At 52.5% G+C, this 17,444-nt stretch carries 18 protein-coding genes; 14 read left to right on the top strand and 4 right to left on the bottom strand.

The window, feature by feature from the left end; genetic code table 11:
* The first annotated feature begins 40 nt into the window (after positions 1-40).
* The 5 genes from ABHF33_RS04325 (at position 41) to ABHF33_RS04305 (ending at position 4,832) form a co-directional block, all read left to right on the top strand.
* The gene (locus ABHF33_RS04325) at positions 41-955 is read left to right on the top strand and encodes an ABC transporter permease subunit (RefSeq protein WP_348945803.1); all 915 of its coding nucleotides are present in this window, start codon (positions 41-43) and stop codon (positions 953-955) included.
* A complete protein-coding gene (gene livM / locus ABHF33_RS04320) occupies positions 955-2,244 on the top strand; it encodes a high-affinity branched-chain amino acid ABC transporter permease LivM (RefSeq protein ID WP_348945802.1) in 1,290 nt (429 codons plus the stop codon). The genes ABHF33_RS04325 and livM overlap by 1 nt, the downstream gene beginning before the upstream one ends.
* On the top strand, positions 2,241-3,077 hold the full coding sequence (locus ABHF33_RS04315; RefSeq protein ID WP_348945801.1) for an ABC transporter ATP-binding protein: 837 nt from the start codon (positions 2,241-2,243) through the stop codon (positions 3,075-3,077). The genes livM and ABHF33_RS04315 overlap by 4 nt, the downstream gene beginning before the upstream one ends.
* Positions 3,077-3,793, top strand: coding sequence for an ABC transporter ATP-binding protein (locus ABHF33_RS04310; RefSeq protein WP_348945800.1), 717 nt, complete (start codon positions 3,077-3,079; stop codon positions 3,791-3,793). Before ABHF33_RS04315 ends, ABHF33_RS04310 begins: the two co-directional genes overlap by 1 nt.
* Before the next feature lie 121 nt (positions 3,794-3,914).
* Positions 3,915-4,832, top strand: coding sequence for a DMT family transporter (locus ABHF33_RS04305; protein ID WP_348945799.1), 918 nt, complete (start codon positions 3,915-3,917; stop codon positions 4,830-4,832).
* 70 nt (positions 4,833-4,902) lie between these two features.
* Here the strand turns inward: ABHF33_RS04305 and ABHF33_RS04300 are convergent, their stop codons facing one another.
* The 4 genes from ABHF33_RS04300 to ABHF33_RS04285 all read right to left on the bottom strand — a co-directional run bounded on the left by ABHF33_RS04300 (position 4,903) and on the right by ABHF33_RS04285 (position 10,947).
* Entirely contained in the window at positions 4,903-5,757 is an 855-nt protein-coding gene (locus tag ABHF33_RS04300; RefSeq protein ID WP_348945798.1) for a PhzF family phenazine biosynthesis protein, read from the bottom strand.
* A 99-nt stretch (positions 5,758-5,856) separates the two neighbouring features.
* Entirely contained in the window at positions 5,857-7,566 is a 1,710-nt protein-coding gene (locus tag ABHF33_RS04295; RefSeq protein ID WP_348945797.1) for a hypothetical protein, read from the bottom strand.
* 220 nt (positions 7,567-7,786) lie between these two features.
* On the bottom strand, positions 7,787-9,436 hold the full coding sequence (locus tag ABHF33_RS04290; protein WP_348945796.1) for an NAD(P)-binding protein: 1,650 nt from the start codon (positions 9,434-9,436) through the stop codon (positions 7,787-7,789).
* Positions 9,436-10,947, bottom strand: coding sequence for a polyamine aminopropyltransferase (locus ABHF33_RS04285; protein ID WP_348945795.1), 1,512 nt, complete (start codon positions 10,945-10,947; stop codon positions 9,436-9,438). The genes ABHF33_RS04290 and ABHF33_RS04285 overlap by 1 nt, the downstream gene beginning before the upstream one ends.
* A 63-nt stretch (positions 10,948-11,010) precedes the next feature.
* On the opposite strand from ABHF33_RS04285, the gene ABHF33_RS04280 reads away from it, so the two are divergent.
* From ABHF33_RS04280 to ABHF33_RS04240, 9 genes are all read left to right on the top strand, one after another.
* Positions 11,011-11,412 carry a DUF350 domain-containing protein gene (locus ABHF33_RS04280; protein ID WP_348945794.1) on the top strand — a complete coding sequence of 134 codons (402 nt, stop codon included), beginning with the start codon at positions 11,011-11,013 and terminating at the stop codon, positions 11,410-11,412.
* A 97-nt stretch (positions 11,413-11,509) separates the two neighbouring features.
* Positions 11,510-12,649, top strand: a complete 1,140-nt coding sequence (locus ABHF33_RS04275) for an SPFH domain-containing protein (protein ID WP_348945793.1) — start codon at positions 11,510-11,512, stop codon at positions 12,647-12,649.
* 148 nt (positions 12,650-12,797) lie between these two features.
* On the top strand, positions 12,798-13,202 hold the full coding sequence (locus ABHF33_RS04270) for a GFA family protein (RefSeq protein WP_348945792.1): 405 nt from the start codon (positions 12,798-12,800) through the stop codon (positions 13,200-13,202).
* Positions 13,203-13,204: 2 nt separating this feature from the next.
* Positions 13,205-13,564 carry a DUF6404 family protein gene (locus ABHF33_RS04265; RefSeq protein ID WP_348945791.1) on the top strand — a complete coding sequence of 120 codons (360 nt, stop codon included), beginning with the start codon at positions 13,205-13,207 and terminating at the stop codon, positions 13,562-13,564.
* A complete protein-coding gene (locus ABHF33_RS04260; RefSeq protein WP_348945790.1) occupies positions 13,564-15,039 on the top strand; it encodes a DUF4178 domain-containing protein in 1,476 nt (491 codons plus the stop codon). The genes ABHF33_RS04265 and ABHF33_RS04260 overlap by 1 nt, the downstream gene beginning before the upstream one ends.
* A 163-nt stretch (positions 15,040-15,202) precedes the next feature.
* Positions 15,203-15,631, top strand: coding sequence for an adenosylmethionine decarboxylase (gene speD, locus ABHF33_RS04255; protein ID WP_348945789.1), 429 nt, complete (start codon positions 15,203-15,205; stop codon positions 15,629-15,631).
* A 253-nt stretch (positions 15,632-15,884) separates the two neighbouring features.
* Positions 15,885-16,289, top strand: coding sequence for a flagellar basal body rod protein FlgB (gene flgB, locus ABHF33_RS04250; protein WP_348945788.1), 405 nt, complete (start codon positions 15,885-15,887; stop codon positions 16,287-16,289).
* A gap of 32 nt (positions 16,290-16,321) precedes the next feature.
* Positions 16,322-16,735, top strand: a complete 414-nt coding sequence (flgC, locus tag ABHF33_RS04245; RefSeq protein ID WP_157314145.1) for a flagellar basal body rod protein FlgC — start codon at positions 16,322-16,324, stop codon at positions 16,733-16,735.
* Positions 16,736-16,751: 16 nt separating this feature from the next.
* On the top strand, positions 16,752-17,432 hold the full coding sequence (locus tag ABHF33_RS04240) for a flagellar hook assembly protein FlgD (RefSeq protein ID WP_348945787.1): 681 nt from the start codon (positions 16,752-16,754) through the stop codon (positions 17,430-17,432).
* Positions 17,433-17,444 lie beyond the last annotated feature (12 nt).

Here is a 17,444-nt window from a genome sequence, read left to right as displayed (position 1 = left end):
TGATCAGGATTTGCCGCGAATCCATAGAGAGGTGGACACAGTGGGACAATTTATTCAACAGCTCATCAACGGGCTGACACTGGGTTCGGTGTATGGCCTGATCGCGCTGGGTTACACCATGGTGTACGGCATTATCGGGATGATCAATTTTGCCCACGGTGATATTTATATGGTTGCGGCCATTATCTCCGTGACGGTAATTACTTTACTGGCTGCGCTGGGTATCAGCGCGGTGCCGCTGGCGCTGATGGTGACCTTGCTGGTGGTGATGGCGTTTACTGCCGTGTACGGCTGGTCTGTCGAGCGGGTGGCTTATCGCCCCTTGCGTACCGCTCCACGCCTGGCACCACTGATTTCAGCCATCGGCATGTCGATTTTTCTGCAAAATATGGTTCAGCTGACCCAGGGCGCCCGTGTCAAACCGATTGCCGACATGATGCCGGGGCAGTTTAATCTGTTCACTTTTGATGGCTTTACCGTGTTTCTCTCCTATACCCAGCTGATGATTATTGTAGTGACGGTGATCCTGCTGGCGATCTTTACCTACCTCATTACCCGCACTTCATTCGGGCGTCAGCAGCGCGCCTGCGAGCAGGATCAGACAATGACCGCCTTGCTGGGGGTTAATGTAGACCGCACCATTTCCCTGACCTTTATGCTGGGCGCAGCGTTGGCGGCGATTGCTGGCGTCATGGTCACGATTTATTACGGCGTGGTTGATTTTGCTATCGGTTTTGTGGCCGGGCTCAAGGCGTTTACCGCTGCGGTACTGGGCGGGATTGGTTCCTTGCCGGGGGCTGTGCTGGGTGGTTTGATCATTGGCATGCTTGAATCATTCTGGAGCGCCTACTACTCGCCGGAATACAAGGATGTGGCCGGGTTTGCACTGCTGATTCTGGTGCTGATGTTCCGCCCTAGCGGTTTGCTGGGCCGTCCTGAAGTGGAGAAAGTGTGATGACAACATTTCAGGCCAGAACACATACAGTCACGCTCACCGAGCGGCTCAAGGATGCGACCAATGTTGCGCTGATTGCGATTTTGCTCGGTATACCGATGATCGGTCTGCATACCGTCGATGCAGGTGGCAAATTGATGGTGGCCACCCGCTGGCCGTGGTTGCTCGCTTTTGTTGCAACGATGTTTTTCGGGCGATTGGCGCTGCAGTTTGCCATTGACCAATTCAAGCTCAAGCGTCTGACGCGTCAGCGTACCCGCACGCTAGAGCTTGCTACACCACGACCCTGGCTGAAGTGGCTGGGCTACGGCCTGCTCGGGTTTTCGCTGGTGCTGCCGATTGCTTTTTCCGATAACCGCTACGTGGTGGATACCGCCACCACTGTGCTGATCTACGTCATGCTGGGTTGGGGGCTGAATGTCGTTGTTGGGCTCGCCGGGTTGCTTGATCTGGGTTATGTCGCTTTTTATGCCGTTGGGGCGTATAGCTATGCGCTGTTGTCGACGCAGTTTGGTTGGAATTTCTGGGAAACCCTGCCCGTTGCCGGAGCGCTTGCTGCCCTGTTCGGGATTTTACTGGGCTGGCCCACCTTGCGCTTGCGCGGTGACTACCTTGCGATTGTGACGCTGGGTTTTGGCGAGATTATCCGTGTCATCCTGATTAACTGGACCGAATTTTCCGGTGGCCCCAATGGTATTGGCTCGATTGAACGCCCAAGCTTTTTTGGTCTGCCGTTCAAGCCTGATAGCGATGATGGCGCGACTTTTGCGTCATTCTTCGGTCTGGAATACGCCAGCGAGCATCGGGTGATTTTTCTGTACTACCTGATTCTGGTACTGGCTTTGCTGACCAATCTGTTTATTGCACGGCTGCGCAAATTACCAGTCGGGCTGGCCTGGGAGGCGGTGCGTGAAGACGAGGTCGCTTGCAAGGCGCTGGGCATGAATGTCACCAATGTCAAACTATCTGCGTTTGCGATTGGCGCCATGCTGGGCGGCTTTGCCGGGGTGTTTTTTGCGGCACGGCAGGGTTTTATTTCGCCAGAGAGCTTTGTTTTCTCCGAATCGGCGACCATTTTGGCGATTGTGGTGCTAGGCGGTATGGGGAGCCAGTTTGGCGTTGTGATCGCCGCCAGCTTGCTGGTGATCTTGCCCGAGTTGGGGCGTGATTTCTCCGAATACCGGATGTTGCTGTTCGGTGCCGCAATGATACTGATCATGGTCTGGAAACCGGGCGGACTGATTTCTCGTCGTGAGCCGAGCAAAGTGCTCGCTGGAGTAGAAAAATGAGCGATCAACAAAGCCATCTGCTTGAAGTGAAAAACCTGACGATGCGTTTTGGCGGTTTAACGGCCATCAACGATCTGTCACTGGGGATAGAGGGGGGCAAAATCACCTCGATTATCGGTCCCAATGGCGCAGGGAAAACAACCTTTTTCAATTGCCTGACCGGCTTTTACAAACCCACAACCGGCAGCGTGCAAATGAATCACCCGGAGCACGGCGCGCTGTTGCTGGAAAAAATGCCCTCGCATCTGGTTGCACGCAAGGCCAGTGTCGTGCGCACTTTTCAGAATATCCGCCTGTTTCCCAATATGACGGTGCTGGAAAACCTGATTGTGGCGCAGCATAACGCATTGCAAAAAGCATCCCGCTTTTCACTGGCTGGCCTGCTGGGGTTGGCCTCCTACCGGCAAGCGAGCGAGGCGGCGATGGAAAAAGCCGAAATGTGGCTCACCCGTCTGAAGCTACGCGATATTGCCAATATGCCAACCGGCAATCTCTCTTACGGTACACAGCGTCGCGTCGAAATCGCCCGTGCATTATGTGTTGATCCACTGCTGATTTGTTTGGATGAACCCGCAGCGGGGCTCAATCCGCGCGAATCGGCCGAGCTCAATGATTTGCTGCTGTATCTGACACGCGAACATCACAAAGGCGTGATGCTGATCGAGCACGATATGAATGTCGTGATGAAAGTATCGGATCATATTTGCGTCTTGAATTTTGGCAATAAAATCGCCGAAGGCACTCCAGAGCAAATCCAGAATAATCCCGAAGTCATCAAAGCCTATCTGGGCGAAGAAGAAATCGAGGATACGACAGAAGAAGAGGCGGCCTGATGCTCCAATATACAGATGTTCATGCGCACTACGGCGCGATTCATGCTTTGCGCGGCGTGACTCTTGATGTGCAGGAGGGGGAGATTGTCACGCTGATTGGTGCCAATGGTGCTGGCAAATCAACGCTGATGAATACCCTGTTTGGCAAGCCGCGTGCATCGGCGGGCAGCATCAGTTTTCTGGGGCAGGATATCAGTCGCCATCACACGCATGATATTGCCCGTACCGGCTTGGCGCTGGTGCCGGAAGGGCGGCATATTTTTTCGCGCATGAGCGTGCTGGAAAACCTGCAAATGGGCAGCATTTTTAGTGATCCTGCGCATTTTGAGGCCGATTTGCAGCGGATTTACGGCATGTTTCCGATTTTGCAGCAAAGGCTGGAGCAGCGGGCCGGGACTTTATCCGGTGGCGAGCAGCAAATGCTGGCCATTGGCCGCGCGCTGATGAGTCGGCCCAAGGTGCTGCTGCTCGATGAGCCATCGCTGGGGCTAGCGCCACTGTATATCAAGCAGGTATTCAATATTATCCGCGAGCTGAACGAGCGTGACGGCATGACCATTATGCTGGTCGAGCAAAATGCCCACCATGCGCTGCGCATTGCCCATCGTGGCTATGTCTTGCAGCATGGCGAAATTGTGCTCAGCGGTACGGGCAAAGAATTGCTCGCCAGCCCGGAAGTGCGTGCGGCGTATCTGGAAAGCAGCGCCCACGCATAAACACGGTCACTGACGCTGCTATCTCTGTCGGTGAGTGCCTGCTGGTACTCACCGCTTCCTCAGGTTCGTTCTCTCGCTGGTTTTCCACTTCGCCAGTTTTCTACTTCAAATAGGCATGGCCTTGAACTTCAATCGCTACTCGCTGTATTTGCTCGCATCCATGGCGCTTGTCGGTGCCAATGTCGGCATCGGTAAAGCCATTGTCATGGTGGTGCCGGTGCTGCTGTTTACGCTGATGCGCTTTGTGGTCGGCGTGGCGTTTCTGCTGCCGCACTACCGGCTTGCACGGATGAAGCAAGTCAGCCGACGGCAATGGCTGGGACTGTTTTTGCAGGCACTGTTCGGTACGTTTCTGTTTACTTTGCTGATGCTCTACGGGTTGACGCAAACCAGCGCCATGGCCGCCGGGGTGATTACCAGCACCATCCCAGCGGTGGTGATCGTGCTGTCCTGGTTGGTGCTGCGCGAAAAACTGCACGCCCGTGCCGTGCTGGCCGTGGTACTGGCCGTGATCGGCATGTTGATGATCAATGTCTCGCAAGCCGATGGCGGTGGCGCAAGCACCCTGCTGGGCAATGCGTTGATTGCCGCTGCCGTGGTCTGTGAATCTATTTACGTTATTTTGTCGCGCCGCCTGACGCAGTCGCTCGCGGCAATTGAGATTTGTGCATACACGCATCTGATCGGTTTGTTGCTGATTCTGCCCTTGAGTCTGGGCACGCTCTGGCAGTTTGATTTTGCCGTGATCGATTTACCCGGCTGGGGAATGATCATCTGGTATGGACTGGCGGCCAGTGTCTGGTCATTCTGGCTGTGGATGAAAGGCATCCAGCATGTTCCGGCGCAACAAGCCGGGGTGTTTACCGCCGCCTTGCCGGTGGCGGCCATGTTGTATGCCATGATTTTTCTGGGGGAAAGTGCCACTGTGGCGCATGGCCTGGCGCTGCTATGTGTGATGGCGGCGATTGTCTGCGCCAGTACAAAGCCGCCAAGTGCCTCAGCCGCCACCCCGCCAGCGGGCAGCGCTCGACAGGAATAAGACGCAGCGCTGACGCACGCTGCCTAGTGGATTGTGAATGCAGCCCCTCGGCGACCTATTCCGACCTATTTCAACGTCTTCCGACGTATCCACCCAGATCAAACTCGCCGCGCCCAATCTGGCGCACCTTACCCCCTACCTGTATCTGCCTGTCTGCTTTGATGGATAAGCTCAAGCGGGCAATACGTCCAATGCCATGGCCCTGTTCCATTTGCAGTTGCAAAGGCAGCACTGCATTTTCTGCCAGCAGCCAGCCGCCTAAATTTGCACACGCCGACCCAGTACCAAAATCTTCGGCGGCTTGACCGTGTTGCGACCAGAAATAACGCGCAATCACGGTGTCATCCTGCCAGGCCCAAACCAGCGCGCCAGAGCGGCCTTCATTATTGGCGGCCACGCGCTCGAAAAGCGCTAGATTCAGGCTGCATTGCGCCACACTCTCGGCGCTATCGAGTGGAATAATCAACTGCTCGGTGCCGGTATTGACAAAGCGCGGGGTAGCACTGATCTGTATGGCATTGATACTCAGCGCCTCTGCCAGCTCGGCATGCGTTGGCGCATCGCGGTATGTGGGCGTATTCGCGGTTAAGGTCAGCAGATCGGGCGTCACTTGCACCGGAATAACTCCCGCTTTCATCGCCAATTTCACGGTGTCTTGCCCTTGAGCAACCGCAAACGCCGTGCCCAAAGTGGGGTGCCCGGCAAACGGCATTTCATAGCTGGGCGTGAAAATCCGCACCTCAGCATCGGCAGCCGTCTGCGTGGTGCTGGGACGAACGAAGGTAATCTCAGACAGATTCATCTGCTGTGCCAGCTGCTGCATGGTTTCGTCGCTTAAATCATGCTCAGGCTTGAATACCGCCAGCGGATTACCCGACCAGATATCGTCGGTGACAAAGACATTGAGTAATTGATAAGGTAACATTTGAAGCCTTTGATGAAAAATTGACTAATTTGCTAATGCTAAAAATTGAATTGCACTGTGATATTTGTTCTTATCGATTAAGAGATTGCAAGTAATTATTCAATTTTTACACCATGGTGAATGACATGATTGTTTTTCATCCCATATTACTTTTGTGTCATGAGCTATGGGCATCAGCAACCATGGCGTTTGAACTGCCCATCCTTGCGGTGATCGATAACGGATATAAAATCGCCATGGGCGTGCAGCATAGGATCCTCCAAAACGGGAACTACCTGCTGCAGGCAAATTAATACTTAAAAAATCGCTGCGAAACTCATAATGTCCATCACGCCATGGCTCGAATTGCCATACTACTTTGCCCGAATGTAAAGAGTGATCCATTTCGAATTTTACTTCCCCTTTCCATTGCCGACCGACCCCTGAACGTAGTTCATTAATTAAATCATTTCGCAATTTAATTGCCTGTAGGTAATTATCTTTCAGGCATTTACATTCGTTGTTATAAATTAGTACGGTCTGACTGGAGTTGATGGAAAATAAATCTTCTTCAATTTTAAGCAGTTTTGCTGATGTAGTTGGTTTGTTTGTTGCTTGCAGATCTGAGTAATGAGCTACATATTCTGTTCCAGAGAAAGAAGGAACAATGATGAGCGTTTCTTTGTTGTAACTCGATTCGAGTGCCCGATATACTTGTTCCATTGGTCGAGCTGCCTCATTTAAAAATGATTTGTAATTGAATGTGGAAGGAATAAGAAATATAAGTAGGGCGATTGGGGTCAGTGTTCTGATGTTTTTATTTGTATTTTGCATGTGGTGACATAAGTAAGCCAATCCAATTGCTAATCCCCATGCAGGAAAGAATGCGTAACGTGTTGCTAGACCATCAAAGCCGAAACGACGTATTGCGAATAATGGAATTAGAAACAGTACCAAAGAGGTGGCAATGATGAAAAAGTTGGGTTGAGTATTTATGATTTTCATTCGTAAGGATGAAAATATGATAAATGCGATAATAGTGAGCAGTATCCATGCACTAATTCCATGTCCTAATAGAGCTTGCACTAGTTGCGAAAAAAACGATTCCCAAGGGAGTGGGGAGCCACTGTTGCCAGCGGTACTCCCAAGAAAACTACCAAGTACATGCCAGCGCCACAGGAAATAGACTGCCAATGCCAAAATAAATGGCATTGTTTTTATTATGCGATTTTTCAAGTTTCCATTAAATATGAAAAATAATGCAATCGGCAGCGGGATGTATATTTCTTTGCATAGGCAGGCAAAAGCAAAAGAAACGACAGAAATCATATAGAGGCTTCTGTTTTTGCTTGAGAATGTAGCTAAAGTGATGAGAAAGAATAAAAGCCCTAGTGCATAATGGGCTGTCATTAGCATGCCTGCAATGGCAACAGTTCCTGGTGAGAGTAGAAAAAATAAACAAGCAAAAAGTGAAAGTTCAGGAGAAATAATGCGTGTTAATAAATGATAGGTTAACAGTGCGCAGAGAAAAATAATGGTGAGTAACAAAAAATAAGACCAGAATGGAGTATTGATGGCAGCGCTAATGTGAAAAAAGACACCTTGCCATGGCGTGATATAGGCGTAGGAAAATTGCCTGGAGACCTCTGCATCAACAAAGAACAGCAAGGGTGAGTAAGGTGCTGCATTATTAAGTAGATATCCATCTTCAAAGCGCCACGAAGCGAATAGATTTGAACCATGAATAAGAAGCGTAGTCGCGAGCAGGATAATCCAGCTGTACTTTTTCAATAAATCGAGTGGGGCACACTCTGCAATCCTGTTTGGCACAAAAGATCCTTTACTATCTGCTGTATGAAAATGAGTGTTTTTATAAAATGGCTGTTTTTAATGAATTATTGATCTGTTTGAGCGTTTGCTGTTGGTGATACTTGCTTCAGATTTGATTCCTTTGCTTGTCCACAAAGAGTCATTTCTCGTGTTTCCTTCCAGCATAACAACCACAACCCTGTCAGGGAAATACAGCATAGGTGTATTTCGGGAAGAACAGTTATGCCTGCTGTCCTTGAGCCAGAATCTTTTGTGCTGCCACATCGCCCCACCAGCTGGCTTCTTCAAAGACCGATAGCCCGCTTAAATCGCTGTGGGCAAAGAGCAGCCGTCCGCTTTGTTTTTGTAATGCAGCCACACCCGGATTACTTAGAAAACCGGCGATGGGCGAGGCCATGGCGTGGCCGCGCAGCGTGATTTCGACTTGGGCTATATGGCGCTGTGCGGTGAGTGGATTATCCCAGCCGTAGACCGTGGCCAGATCGCCGATTGCGGTTTGGTAAAGCTCGGCGGCGCTGGCGTGCTCGAGTCTGGCGCGCACTGCAGCGGGCGCTTCATTGCTGAAGGCGTGATAGGCGGTGAAGACGGTTTGCTCAGGTCTGGCGGCGCGGATCAGCTGATGCGTGCTGTTGATATAGCCCAAGCTGTGGCTGCCGTAGACGACGTTATCCCACGCCAGTGGCATCGCGTGCGGCTCATGAGACTGCGCTTCGGCGGGGTGGCGTTTAAGCAGAAAATTACTCACTTGCCATGCCGCGTGAGGCGCTAAGTGTTTTGTCGGTTCAAAGCCATAGTGTGGCAAATCGATGATTTTCGCCGCCACATGCAGCGGCATCGCGCAAATGACGTGTTCGGCAATCAGCCGCGTGACTTCACCATTGTGGAGCACATCGACATGGACGTTTTGCTCGTGTTCGCTGATTTTGACCGCCATGCCGTCGATCAGCGTCTGGCCTTGCTGCAAATGTTGCAAGATGGGGTTCAACCCCGATGGCCATGTCAGCACCGCACCCGCGCTGGCATTGCTCGCTTCGCCGCCACGCGCGGCAAAGTAGTGCAGGCCAGCCCACGCAGACGTGTCTTTGATCCCAATGCCGTAATCGTCGCGGCAGGCGTAATCGAGATACCATAACAGGCTCGGTGCGGTGTAGCCGTTTTGCGCCAGCCAAGTCGCAAACGTGATTTGATCGAGTTGCCGCCACTGCGCATCCTGGCTGGAAAGCGCGATGGGGATGCAAAATGCTTTGCGTCCATCCGCGCCGCTGGCCTGCTGGAAACTCTGCATTTGGGCAAAAAATCGCTGCTGTTGCGCCTGCTCATCGGCACTCAAGCCTGTGTGCGGTACCACGCCTTCTTGCCACTGGCCGCTGCGCCATAAGCGATCTTCGGGTGAATGCACGATGACGCGCTCGTTATACGTCGGCTGTTCGCCAAATGGGTCAGCTTCGATTACGCCCATGTCAAACAGCAATTCGCGCACATGGACGGAAGCAATCGACGGCAGCGGCAAATAATGCGCGCCTTGCGGATAAAGCAATCCATTCATCACACCTGCGGCCGCATTGCCAAAACGCTCGGGGCCGGTGACGATGACAACTTCATCAGCTGCAAATTCGCCACTTTTTTTCAGCCGCCACGCTGCGAACGAACCCGCAACGCCCGAGCCTAAAATGGCCACCTTGACCTTGCGCTCATACTTTGGGGCTGGCATAGGGGTATTGCCTCGCAGCAAATGCCCCATCTGCACTCCAGGCAAATACACCTTGATAGCAATGCCATAGTGGCTGAGCTCGCGGCAAGCGGGCAGCAGGCTGGCGAGGCCCAGTGCGGCGCTGCTTTGTAAAAACTGCCGTCGATTGATTCCGCGCATCAACGAATCACCTGCGACCAATCTTGCTCGAAATAATGTACCAGCGATTGATTATTCAGCCGGTTCGCTGCGACTTTGACTGGCCGCATATCCGGCGGGAAGAAAAACATTTGTCGCGTGGTTTCACCATCCAGAAATTTCGTTTTAACGCGGTACGCTGTCGGTGGCGTATAGCCAGGCTGCTTGCCCGCTAGAATAAAACCCCACTCGCCAAACGACGGCACAAAAGCATGATAAGGGGTGGTATAGAGCCCTACGTCTTTCAGGGTCTCATTGATACACCAATACGAGTAGGGGGCATGGAGCGGCGACGTCGACTGCACGACCATCAGCCCGTTTTCGCTCAGGTGTTTTTTGACCAAGCGATACATCGGCACCGAATACAATTTACCCAGCGCAAAATTACTCGGGTCGGGAAAATCAATAATGATTGCGTCAAAAATCTGCTGGTTTTGCTCTATCCACTGCGCGGCATCGGCGTTAACCACTTTGACCTTCGGGCTGGATAGCGCACGCTGATTAAAACCGACCAGCTTTTCGTTATGGGTAAATAAATCGGTCATCGCCGGATCAAGGTCGACCAAGGTGATGTGTTTGATATTCGGGTATTTCAAAATCTCGCGTACCGCCAGTCCGTCACCACCGCCGAGTACCAGCACTGATTTAGCCTGCGGCAGTTTTTCCAGCACCGGATGCACCAAGGCTTCGTGGTAGCGATATTCATCGCGGCTGGAAAATTGCAGATTGCCGTTGATATACAGGCGCGTGTCATTTTTCCACTGCGTGATCAGCAGGCGCTGGTACGGTGTGGTTTGCGCGTGGATGATTTCGTCGCCGTACAGCGTATTTTCACTCCACTTGGTCAGCCGATCCGCACCGAGCATCGCACCGGCCAGCAGCAAAATCACCACGCCACCACGCAATAAATGCAGGCGGGCATGCGCCAGTTCGGCGCGGAAAATCTTGGTTGTCAGCAGCGCAATCCCAACATTGACCATGCCAAATAGCAGCGCTGATCTGGCCAGACCCAGATGCGGCGCCAGCACCAGCGGAAACAGTAGCGACACCGCCAATGCGCCCATATAGTCAAAAGTCAGCACGCGGCTAACCAGCTCGGCAAAGTCGGTTTTGCGCTGATTGAGCACGCGCATCACCAGCGGAATTTCCATGCCCACCAGCGTGCCAGTCAGAAACACCAGCACATACAGCACCGAGCGAAACGGCGCAGCTGCCCAGGCAAATACAATAAACAGCAGCGTCGCCGACAAGCCGCCGATCAAGCCTACCAGCAGCTCGATTTCAATAAAGCGATCCAGCGTGCGCGATTCGGGCACATATTTGGATAAATGCGAGCCAATACCCATGGCAAATAGATAGCAGCCGATGATGGATGAAAACTGCAACACCGAATCGCCCATCAAATAGCTGGCCAGCGCCGCCGCGATCAGCTCATAGGCTAAGCCACATGACGCCACAATAAAAACCGAAAGAATCAGCAGCTTTTCTCGCATGGATATTTCTAGATATTTGGTAGAGAATGACAGGATTATGCCTGAACCTAGTAAGGAATACGCATGCTACACAGCTATTTAACGCCATTGATTGGCTATTTCAGCTACCTCGCCAGCGGCGTCGCAATGCTGATTGTCTTTGCGATGCTGTACATCAAAATCACGCCGTATGACGAACTCAAATTGGTCCGCGAAGGCAATGTGGCCGCCGCTTTATCATTTGGTGGCGCGCAGATTGGTTTTTCCTTTGCGCTGGCCTCCAGCGCACTGCATCTGAATCAGCTGGAATTTTTTGTGATCTGGGGCGCACTGGCCGGCGTGGTGCAGATTGTGGTGTACGCCTTTCTAGTCAAATGCATCAAGGGTATGCCATCGCAGATTATGGAAAACAACGTTGCGGTGGGGTTACTGGCGGGGAGTATCTCGCTGGCGGTCGGTGTGATTAATGCGGGGTGTTTGTCTTAATCGACAACCGTGAGTTCAGCCTAGATTCGGTTTTGGACATGTTTTGCAGCTTGTTTTAATTGTTTGAATTTTTTCTGCCTTGCAGATGGAGCACATCATGGGTCTCGGTTCGTTTATTAAAAAGCAATTTATCGACATTCTGCAGTGGAATGAAGACAGCGACGGCGTACTGGCTTATCGCCATCCGATGGCCGATTTCGAGATTCAGTATGGCGCCAGCCTGACGGTGCGCGAGTCGCAAATGGCCGTATTTATTAATGAAGGCCAGATTGCGGATGTGTTTGGCGCGGGCATGTATAAGCTCACCACGCAAACGTTGCCGGTGCTGACTTACCTGAAAAACTGGGACAAGCTGTTTGAGTCGCCGTTTAAATCGGACGTGTATTTCTTTAGCACGCGGCTGCAGCTGGGCCGTAAATGGGGCACGCCGCAGCCGATTACCATTCGCGACGCCGATTTTGGCATGGTACGCATGCGCGCATTTGGCGTGTATTCGTACAAACTGGTCGATCCGAAACTCTTCTTTAGCGAAATCAGCGGCACGCGTGAAGTCTATACGCGTGATGATTTAGAACTGCAATTGCGCAATCTGGTGGTGGCAACGATGACCTCGGCGCTTGGCGGATCGGGTGTGCCTTTCCTCGATATGGCTGGCAATCAAGGCCTGATGAGCCAGAAAATCAGCGAAGCGCTGACGCCGGTATTCGCCAAATACGGCCTTGAGCTCGATAACTTTGCGGTTGAAAACATCAGCCTGCCCGAAGAGCTGCAAAAAGCCATCGACACGCGTATCACGATGGGCATGATTGGCAATATGCAAACCTACACGCAATATCAGGCAGCGAACGCAATCCCACTCGCGGCGCAAAACGAAGGCGGTCTGGCAGGCATTGGTGCAGGCATGGCCGCTGGTGTTGGCGTTGGGCAAGCTATGGCGAATGCCATGAATACAGCAATCAATCCGGGCGCGATGACCAATGCCTTGGGTTTCGGCGGCGTTGCAGCACCAGCAGGAGCCGGTGTGGTAATTGGCGCTGACGGGGGTATGGGCGTAGGGGTGATGGCTGGATCGGCTCAGCCGCCAGTACCCACTCAGGGTGCCGCAGCGCCTGCCGCCGATCCAAACAGCCCGCAAGCAAAACTCGGCCAGCTGAAAGGCCTGCTCGATCAAGGCTTAATTAGCCAAGCCGATTACGACAGTGCGAAAGCGGAAGTGTTGAAAAAGCTGATTGGTTAAATGTGGTAGGGCGTATTTAACGCGAAGCGGTAATACGCCAAATAGTCTGCATGCGGCGTAGTGCCTGTGGCGACTACGCCCTACTGCGCTTGATGTAGGCGTATTGTGCGTTTGATCAATATCACGATAAGCGGGATAAGAATAGAAGATGAGCTTTAAAGGTTCATGCGCTTGCGGTGCTGTGGGGTATGAAGTAGCCAGATTGGCGAGCGCAATCACTCACTGCCATTGCCAAACTTGCCGCAAAACCCATGCTGCAGCGTTTAATTCGGCGGCGGGGGTTGAGCCTAGCGATTTTCGCTGGCTGCGTGGCGAGGATCTGCTCAGTCGGTTTGAATCATCGCCGGGCAAGGTGCGGTATTTCTGCTCTCAATGTGGCAGCCATCTAGTTGCTAAAAAAGAAGGGCGTCCCTTATTGGTATTGCGCGTCGCTACTTTAGATGAAGACCCGCAAGCTACGCCCACTGAACATATTTGGACTTCGCATCGTCAACCTTGGCTGGCGTTTGAAGGTTTGGCAGAACATGAAGAATGGCAGCCGGGGAGAGGCTAAAAATGGCTCGTGATGAAGAGTTTGAAAGAAAAAAAACGGCAGCATTAGCTGTATTAATGAAAGAAGGCGTATTCAAAAAAGCTCGCTGGCCTTGGCAATTAAATTTTTTGTGGGCTTTAGGTTTTAAGATTAAACCCCCTTTGTTCGGTTCATTTATCCCAAATGCAATTAGTCTTGGTTTGCAATGGGGATTGATGTTTGGTGTTCTTTCATGGATTTTTCTTTTTAATCCAAACAATACTTCTCTGGAAATGTTTGTTGGTTTGACTGCGTTGGGGGCATTGTTTTTTGGCTTGGCGATGGCTGGAGTTTTTTATTTGCAGGCCCGAATACAACAATTACCTAGCTGGGAAAGCCTTTAATGTTCCGTACTGCTTGCCCCTCGTGCGGCGCTGAGGTTTTATTTCGCTCGACGATTTCGGCGATTTCCGTGTGCGAGTATTGCCAGTCCACTGTGTTGCGCAGCGCCGATGAGGTCAAAGACATCGGTAAAATCGGCAAGGTGCTCGAAGATTATTCGCCGATTCAGATCGGCACTTCAGGCGTATTTGCTGGCCGCGCGTTTACGGTGATTGGCCGGATTCAGTTGCGCTACGATGCGGGGTTGTGGAATGAGTGGTATGTCTCCTTCGATGGCGACAAATATGGCTGGCTGGGCGATACATCCGGGCAGTATATGTTCACGCTGCCGCTGCCCGAAGGTGGTGCGGCCAATGCGCCGCAGTTTGAATACCTATCGCCCGAAATGCGCTACGAGCACGGCGGCCGCGCTTATGTGGTGACGGATAAGCGCACTGCGCAGTGCGTCGGCGGGCAGGGTGAATTGCCCTTTGTTGTTGGCAATGGCTATGTGGCCAAAGTGGTCGATTGCCGCAGCGGTGATCGCTTTCTGACGATTGATTATTCGGATGTGAATGCCGCCAAACCCAATCCACAGCTGTATGTCGGCGAAGCGGTCGAGCTGAAAAATCTGCAGGCGCAATTACTGCGCAGCGATGACGAGATTCAGCGCAGCGCGGGTCGGCTGAAGGGGACGGCCAATGTGCTCGATTGCCCGAGCTGCGGTAATCAGCTGCAATACCGCGCCGGTGTCGCCACGCAAATTGTCTGCGCCGCGTGCGGCTCGGAAGTCGATTGCTCAGGGGATCGGGCGCTGGTGCTGAGCAAGCACACCGAGGCTGAGCGTTATCATGCGACGCTGGATGTGGGCGACTCGACCATGATCAGCGGGGTGAGCTGGACGGTGATCGGTCTGATCGAGATGGCCGAGACCGAGGATGACGATTCGCATTGGACCGAATACCTGCTGTATAACTGGCAGCAAGGTTTTCAGTGGCTGGTGGAGGCCAAAGACGGCTGGTCGCGCGTCAAAGTGCTGAATGAAATGCCCGAAAGCTGGAGCGATGCGCACGCCACGCTCAAAGGCCAGCGCTATAGCAAAATGTACGACAGCTACACCGCCAAAGTGGTGTACGCCGCAGGGGCGTTTAACTGGCGGGTGAGCGTTGGTGATCGGGTGCAGCTATGGGAATACCAGAACGGTAGCGAGCGCTTGTGCAAGGAAAAAAACAACGCCGAAGTGGTGTGGTCGCAGGCGAGTAAAATCAGCAATCAGCAAATTGCCCTGTGGTTTAGCAAGGCCAAAGTGCAGACCATCAAATCGGACGAAGACAGTGGCGATCAGCGCAGCATGGCCTGGCGCTACACGCTGATTTTGCTGGCGATCAATTTGCCCCTGGTGCTTTTTGGGGGTGAAGTGATTGAAGGCTTGTTCTGGACTGGTCTGGCCGGGTATATCCTACATTGGCCACTCAATAAAAGTGATTCCGACGAATGAGCAAGGGCTTTTACAAAATTTACTGCATCGCCATTATTACGATTTGCACGCTGTTCAATCTGTCTTCGTGCAGCGAAAGCAGCAGCTCTTCAAGCTCGTCGGGAAGTAGCCGCAGCTGGAGCAGTGGCTCGTCGGGCGGCTGGAGCTCGGGTGGTGGGCATAAATGAAACTTGAATCGGCCTTATCGCTGGCTGCTGATCCCAATACTCACCTTCACAGTCACCCTCATCCTGCTTCGCCCTGCTTGCCGTTGGGGCGACATCTGATTGCTGATTTTCAAGGCTGCCTGGCCGCTGTGCTATCCGACCCAACCCTGATTGAGCAAGCCATGCTCAAGGCGGCGCTGGCAGGGCAAGCGACGGTGCTGCAGCAACACTTTCATCATTTTGGCGTTGGGCAAGGGGTGACGGGGATGCTGCTGCTGATGGAGTCCCATATCAGCATTCACACCTGGCCGGAGCATGGCTACGCTGCGATTGATCTGTTTATGTGCGGTGCCGCCAATGCCGATGCGGCACTGTCTGTGCTGGCCCAGGCCTTGCAGCCACAGCAACAGACGCAGCAAGTGCTGGTGCGAGGAGTTTCTAGCTAGGGTATTGCCTTGTAAGTTATATCCATGTTGATCTTGATGGCTATACCCTTGATGGTATTTGGCGATGTCTGCAAGTGTTGGCAAAATATTCGCCTGTATTGATTTCCTCCCCAGCGCATTGGCAAACACAGCGGCAATCCTTGCCGCTTTTTTCATGCGCTGACGTTGTTAGAGCCAGCTAATACGCCATTTTCAGCTCTATTTTGTCTGGCATGAATCGTGCTTACATGAGTGCATTCTTATGGAGTGCAGCATGCTGGGCAAAATCGACAATTACTTTCGCAATCAGGAAACCGCGTTGAAAATGCGCTCCTATCGCCAGGAAGTACTGGCATCCAATATTGCCAATGCCGATACGCCCAACTACAAGGCGCGTGATTTCGATTTCAAAGCGGCTTTTGACACCGCGCGTGCCGAGCAGCAAACCGCTACGCTGGCCATGAGCAATCCGCGCCACCTGCAGCCCTCCACCCAGGTTGATATTTTTTCGCCCGAGCTGAAATACCGCAACGAGCGTCAGCCGTCGATTGATGGTAATACCGTTGATATGGATACCGAGATGAAAGAATTTACCGATAACGCCATCCGCTATCAGGCCGCAGTGACTTTCGTGCAGCGCCGGATCGAATCGATGAAAACCGCGCTAACTGGTCAGTAAGACCGATACAGGCAACAGAGGTAATACGCTAAATGTCGATGTTTCGAGTTTTTGATGTGGCAGCGTCCGGCATGCGGGCGCAATCGGCGCGCCTGAATGTCGTGGCGAGCAATCTGGCCAATGCCGAATCGGTGACCAGCTCCAACGGCCAGCCATACCGCGCCAAGCAGGTGGTCTTTCAGGCCCAGCCGATGACCGTGAGCAACAAGCAATCCGTGGGCGTTCAGGTGGCTGGGGTGATCGAAGATCAGGCGCCGCCCAAACTGGTGTTTGACCCCAAAAGCCCGTTTGCCGATGCCAATGGCTATGTGGCCATGCCCAATGTGAATGTGGTGGAAGAAATGACCAATATGATTTCAGCGTCGCGCTCTTACCAGACCAATATCGATGTAATGAATACCGCCAAGACCTTGCTGCTGCGCACGCTATCACTGGGTCAGGTTTAATCAGGAGTAACAGATCATGGCGACATCTCCAGTTTCCGGTTCGTTTGACTACAGCTCGCTCAATACGCGAAAAACTGCCACCAAAACCGATACCGAGCAACAGCAAGACCGGTTTATGAAATTGCTGGTCAAGCAATTGCAATCGCAAGACCCGATGAATCCAATGGATAACGCGCAAACCACCAGCCAGATTGCGCAGATCAATACCGTTAGTGGCATTGAAAAGCTCAATCAGACCATGGCGGGGATGGCGGGCATGTACGCAGGTACTCAGGTCATGCAAGCGGCAAACCTGATCGGCAAAGAAGTCCTGTCCCCCGGCAATGGTTTCCGCTTTGATGGCAGCAAGTCGGTTGATTTGCGCTTCAATATTCCCGAAGGTACCAGCAATGCGATGGCCAGCATTTACAACGACAAGAATGTTGAAGTCGCCAAAGTACCGGTGACGACCACCAAAGCTGGTTTGATTCAGGTGGCCTGGGATGGCAAAAAGGCCGATGGCACCGTCTTGCCAGCTGGTGAATATAAAGTGACCGCCAAGGCGCAAAAAGATGGCAAGGAAATTGCTTTAGAGACTGCAACCTGGCAGGTGACCAAATCAGTCGCATTTGGCAGTGACGGTGTTGAGGTGCATCTGGCCAACGGTGGCAAAACCAATTTTGGCAGCCTCATCCAGATCCAGCAGGCAAACGGTTAAGGTAAGGGGTTT

It is taken from the genome of Chitinibacter sp. FCG-7 (assembly GCF_040047665.1).
In the GTDB taxonomy this organism is placed as follows: Bacteria; Pseudomonadota; Gammaproteobacteria; order Burkholderiales; family Chitinibacteraceae; genus Chitinibacter; species Chitinibacter mangrovi.
The sequence above is the reverse complement of the archived record's forward strand: the minus strand, read 5'-3'. Positions and strand labels throughout refer to the sequence as shown.

What these genes read in the sequence shown, in the direction of transcription:
- livM (WP_348945802.1), top strand. Translation starts at nt 955, where the DNA reads ATGACAACATTTCAGGCCAGAACACATACAGTCACGCTCACCGAGCGG.
- ABHF33_RS04315 (WP_348945801.1), top strand. Translation starts at nt 2,241, where the DNA reads ATGAGCGATCAACAAAGCCATCTGCTTGAAGTGAAAAACCTGACGATG.
- ABHF33_RS04310 (WP_348945800.1), top strand. Translation starts at nt 3,077, where the DNA reads ATGCTCCAATATACAGATGTTCATGCGCACTACGGCGCGATTCATGCT.
- ABHF33_RS04300 (WP_348945798.1), bottom strand. Translation starts at nt 5,757, where the DNA reads ATGTTACCTTATCAATTACTCAATGTCTTTGTCACCGACGATATCTGG.
- ABHF33_RS04290 (WP_348945796.1), bottom strand. Translation starts at nt 9,436, where the DNA reads ATGCGCGGAATCAATCGACGGCAGTTTTTACAAAGCAGCGCCGCACTG.
- ABHF33_RS04285 (WP_348945795.1), bottom strand. Translation starts at nt 10,947, where the DNA reads ATGCGAGAAAAGCTGCTGATTCTTTCGGTTTTTATTGTGGCGTCATGT.
- ABHF33_RS04280 (WP_348945794.1), top strand. Translation starts at nt 11,011, where the DNA reads ATGCTACACAGCTATTTAACGCCATTGATTGGCTATTTCAGCTACCTC.
- ABHF33_RS04275 (WP_348945793.1), top strand. Translation starts at nt 11,510, where the DNA reads ATGGGTCTCGGTTCGTTTATTAAAAAGCAATTTATCGACATTCTGCAG.
- ABHF33_RS04270 (WP_348945792.1), top strand. Translation starts at nt 12,798, where the DNA reads ATGAGCTTTAAAGGTTCATGCGCTTGCGGTGCTGTGGGGTATGAAGTA.
- ABHF33_RS04265 (WP_348945791.1), top strand. Translation starts at nt 13,205, where the DNA reads ATGGCTCGTGATGAAGAGTTTGAAAGAAAAAAAACGGCAGCATTAGCT.
- ABHF33_RS04260 (WP_348945790.1), top strand. Translation starts at nt 13,564, where the DNA reads ATGTTCCGTACTGCTTGCCCCTCGTGCGGCGCTGAGGTTTTATTTCGC.
- speD (WP_348945789.1), top strand. Translation starts at nt 15,203, where the DNA reads ATGAAACTTGAATCGGCCTTATCGCTGGCTGCTGATCCCAATACTCAC.
- flgB (WP_348945788.1), top strand. Translation starts at nt 15,885, where the DNA reads ATGCTGGGCAAAATCGACAATTACTTTCGCAATCAGGAAACCGCGTTG.
- flgC (WP_157314145.1), top strand. Translation starts at nt 16,322, where the DNA reads ATGTCGATGTTTCGAGTTTTTGATGTGGCAGCGTCCGGCATGCGGGCG.
- ABHF33_RS04240 (WP_348945787.1), top strand. Translation starts at nt 16,752, where the DNA reads ATGGCGACATCTCCAGTTTCCGGTTCGTTTGACTACAGCTCGCTCAAT.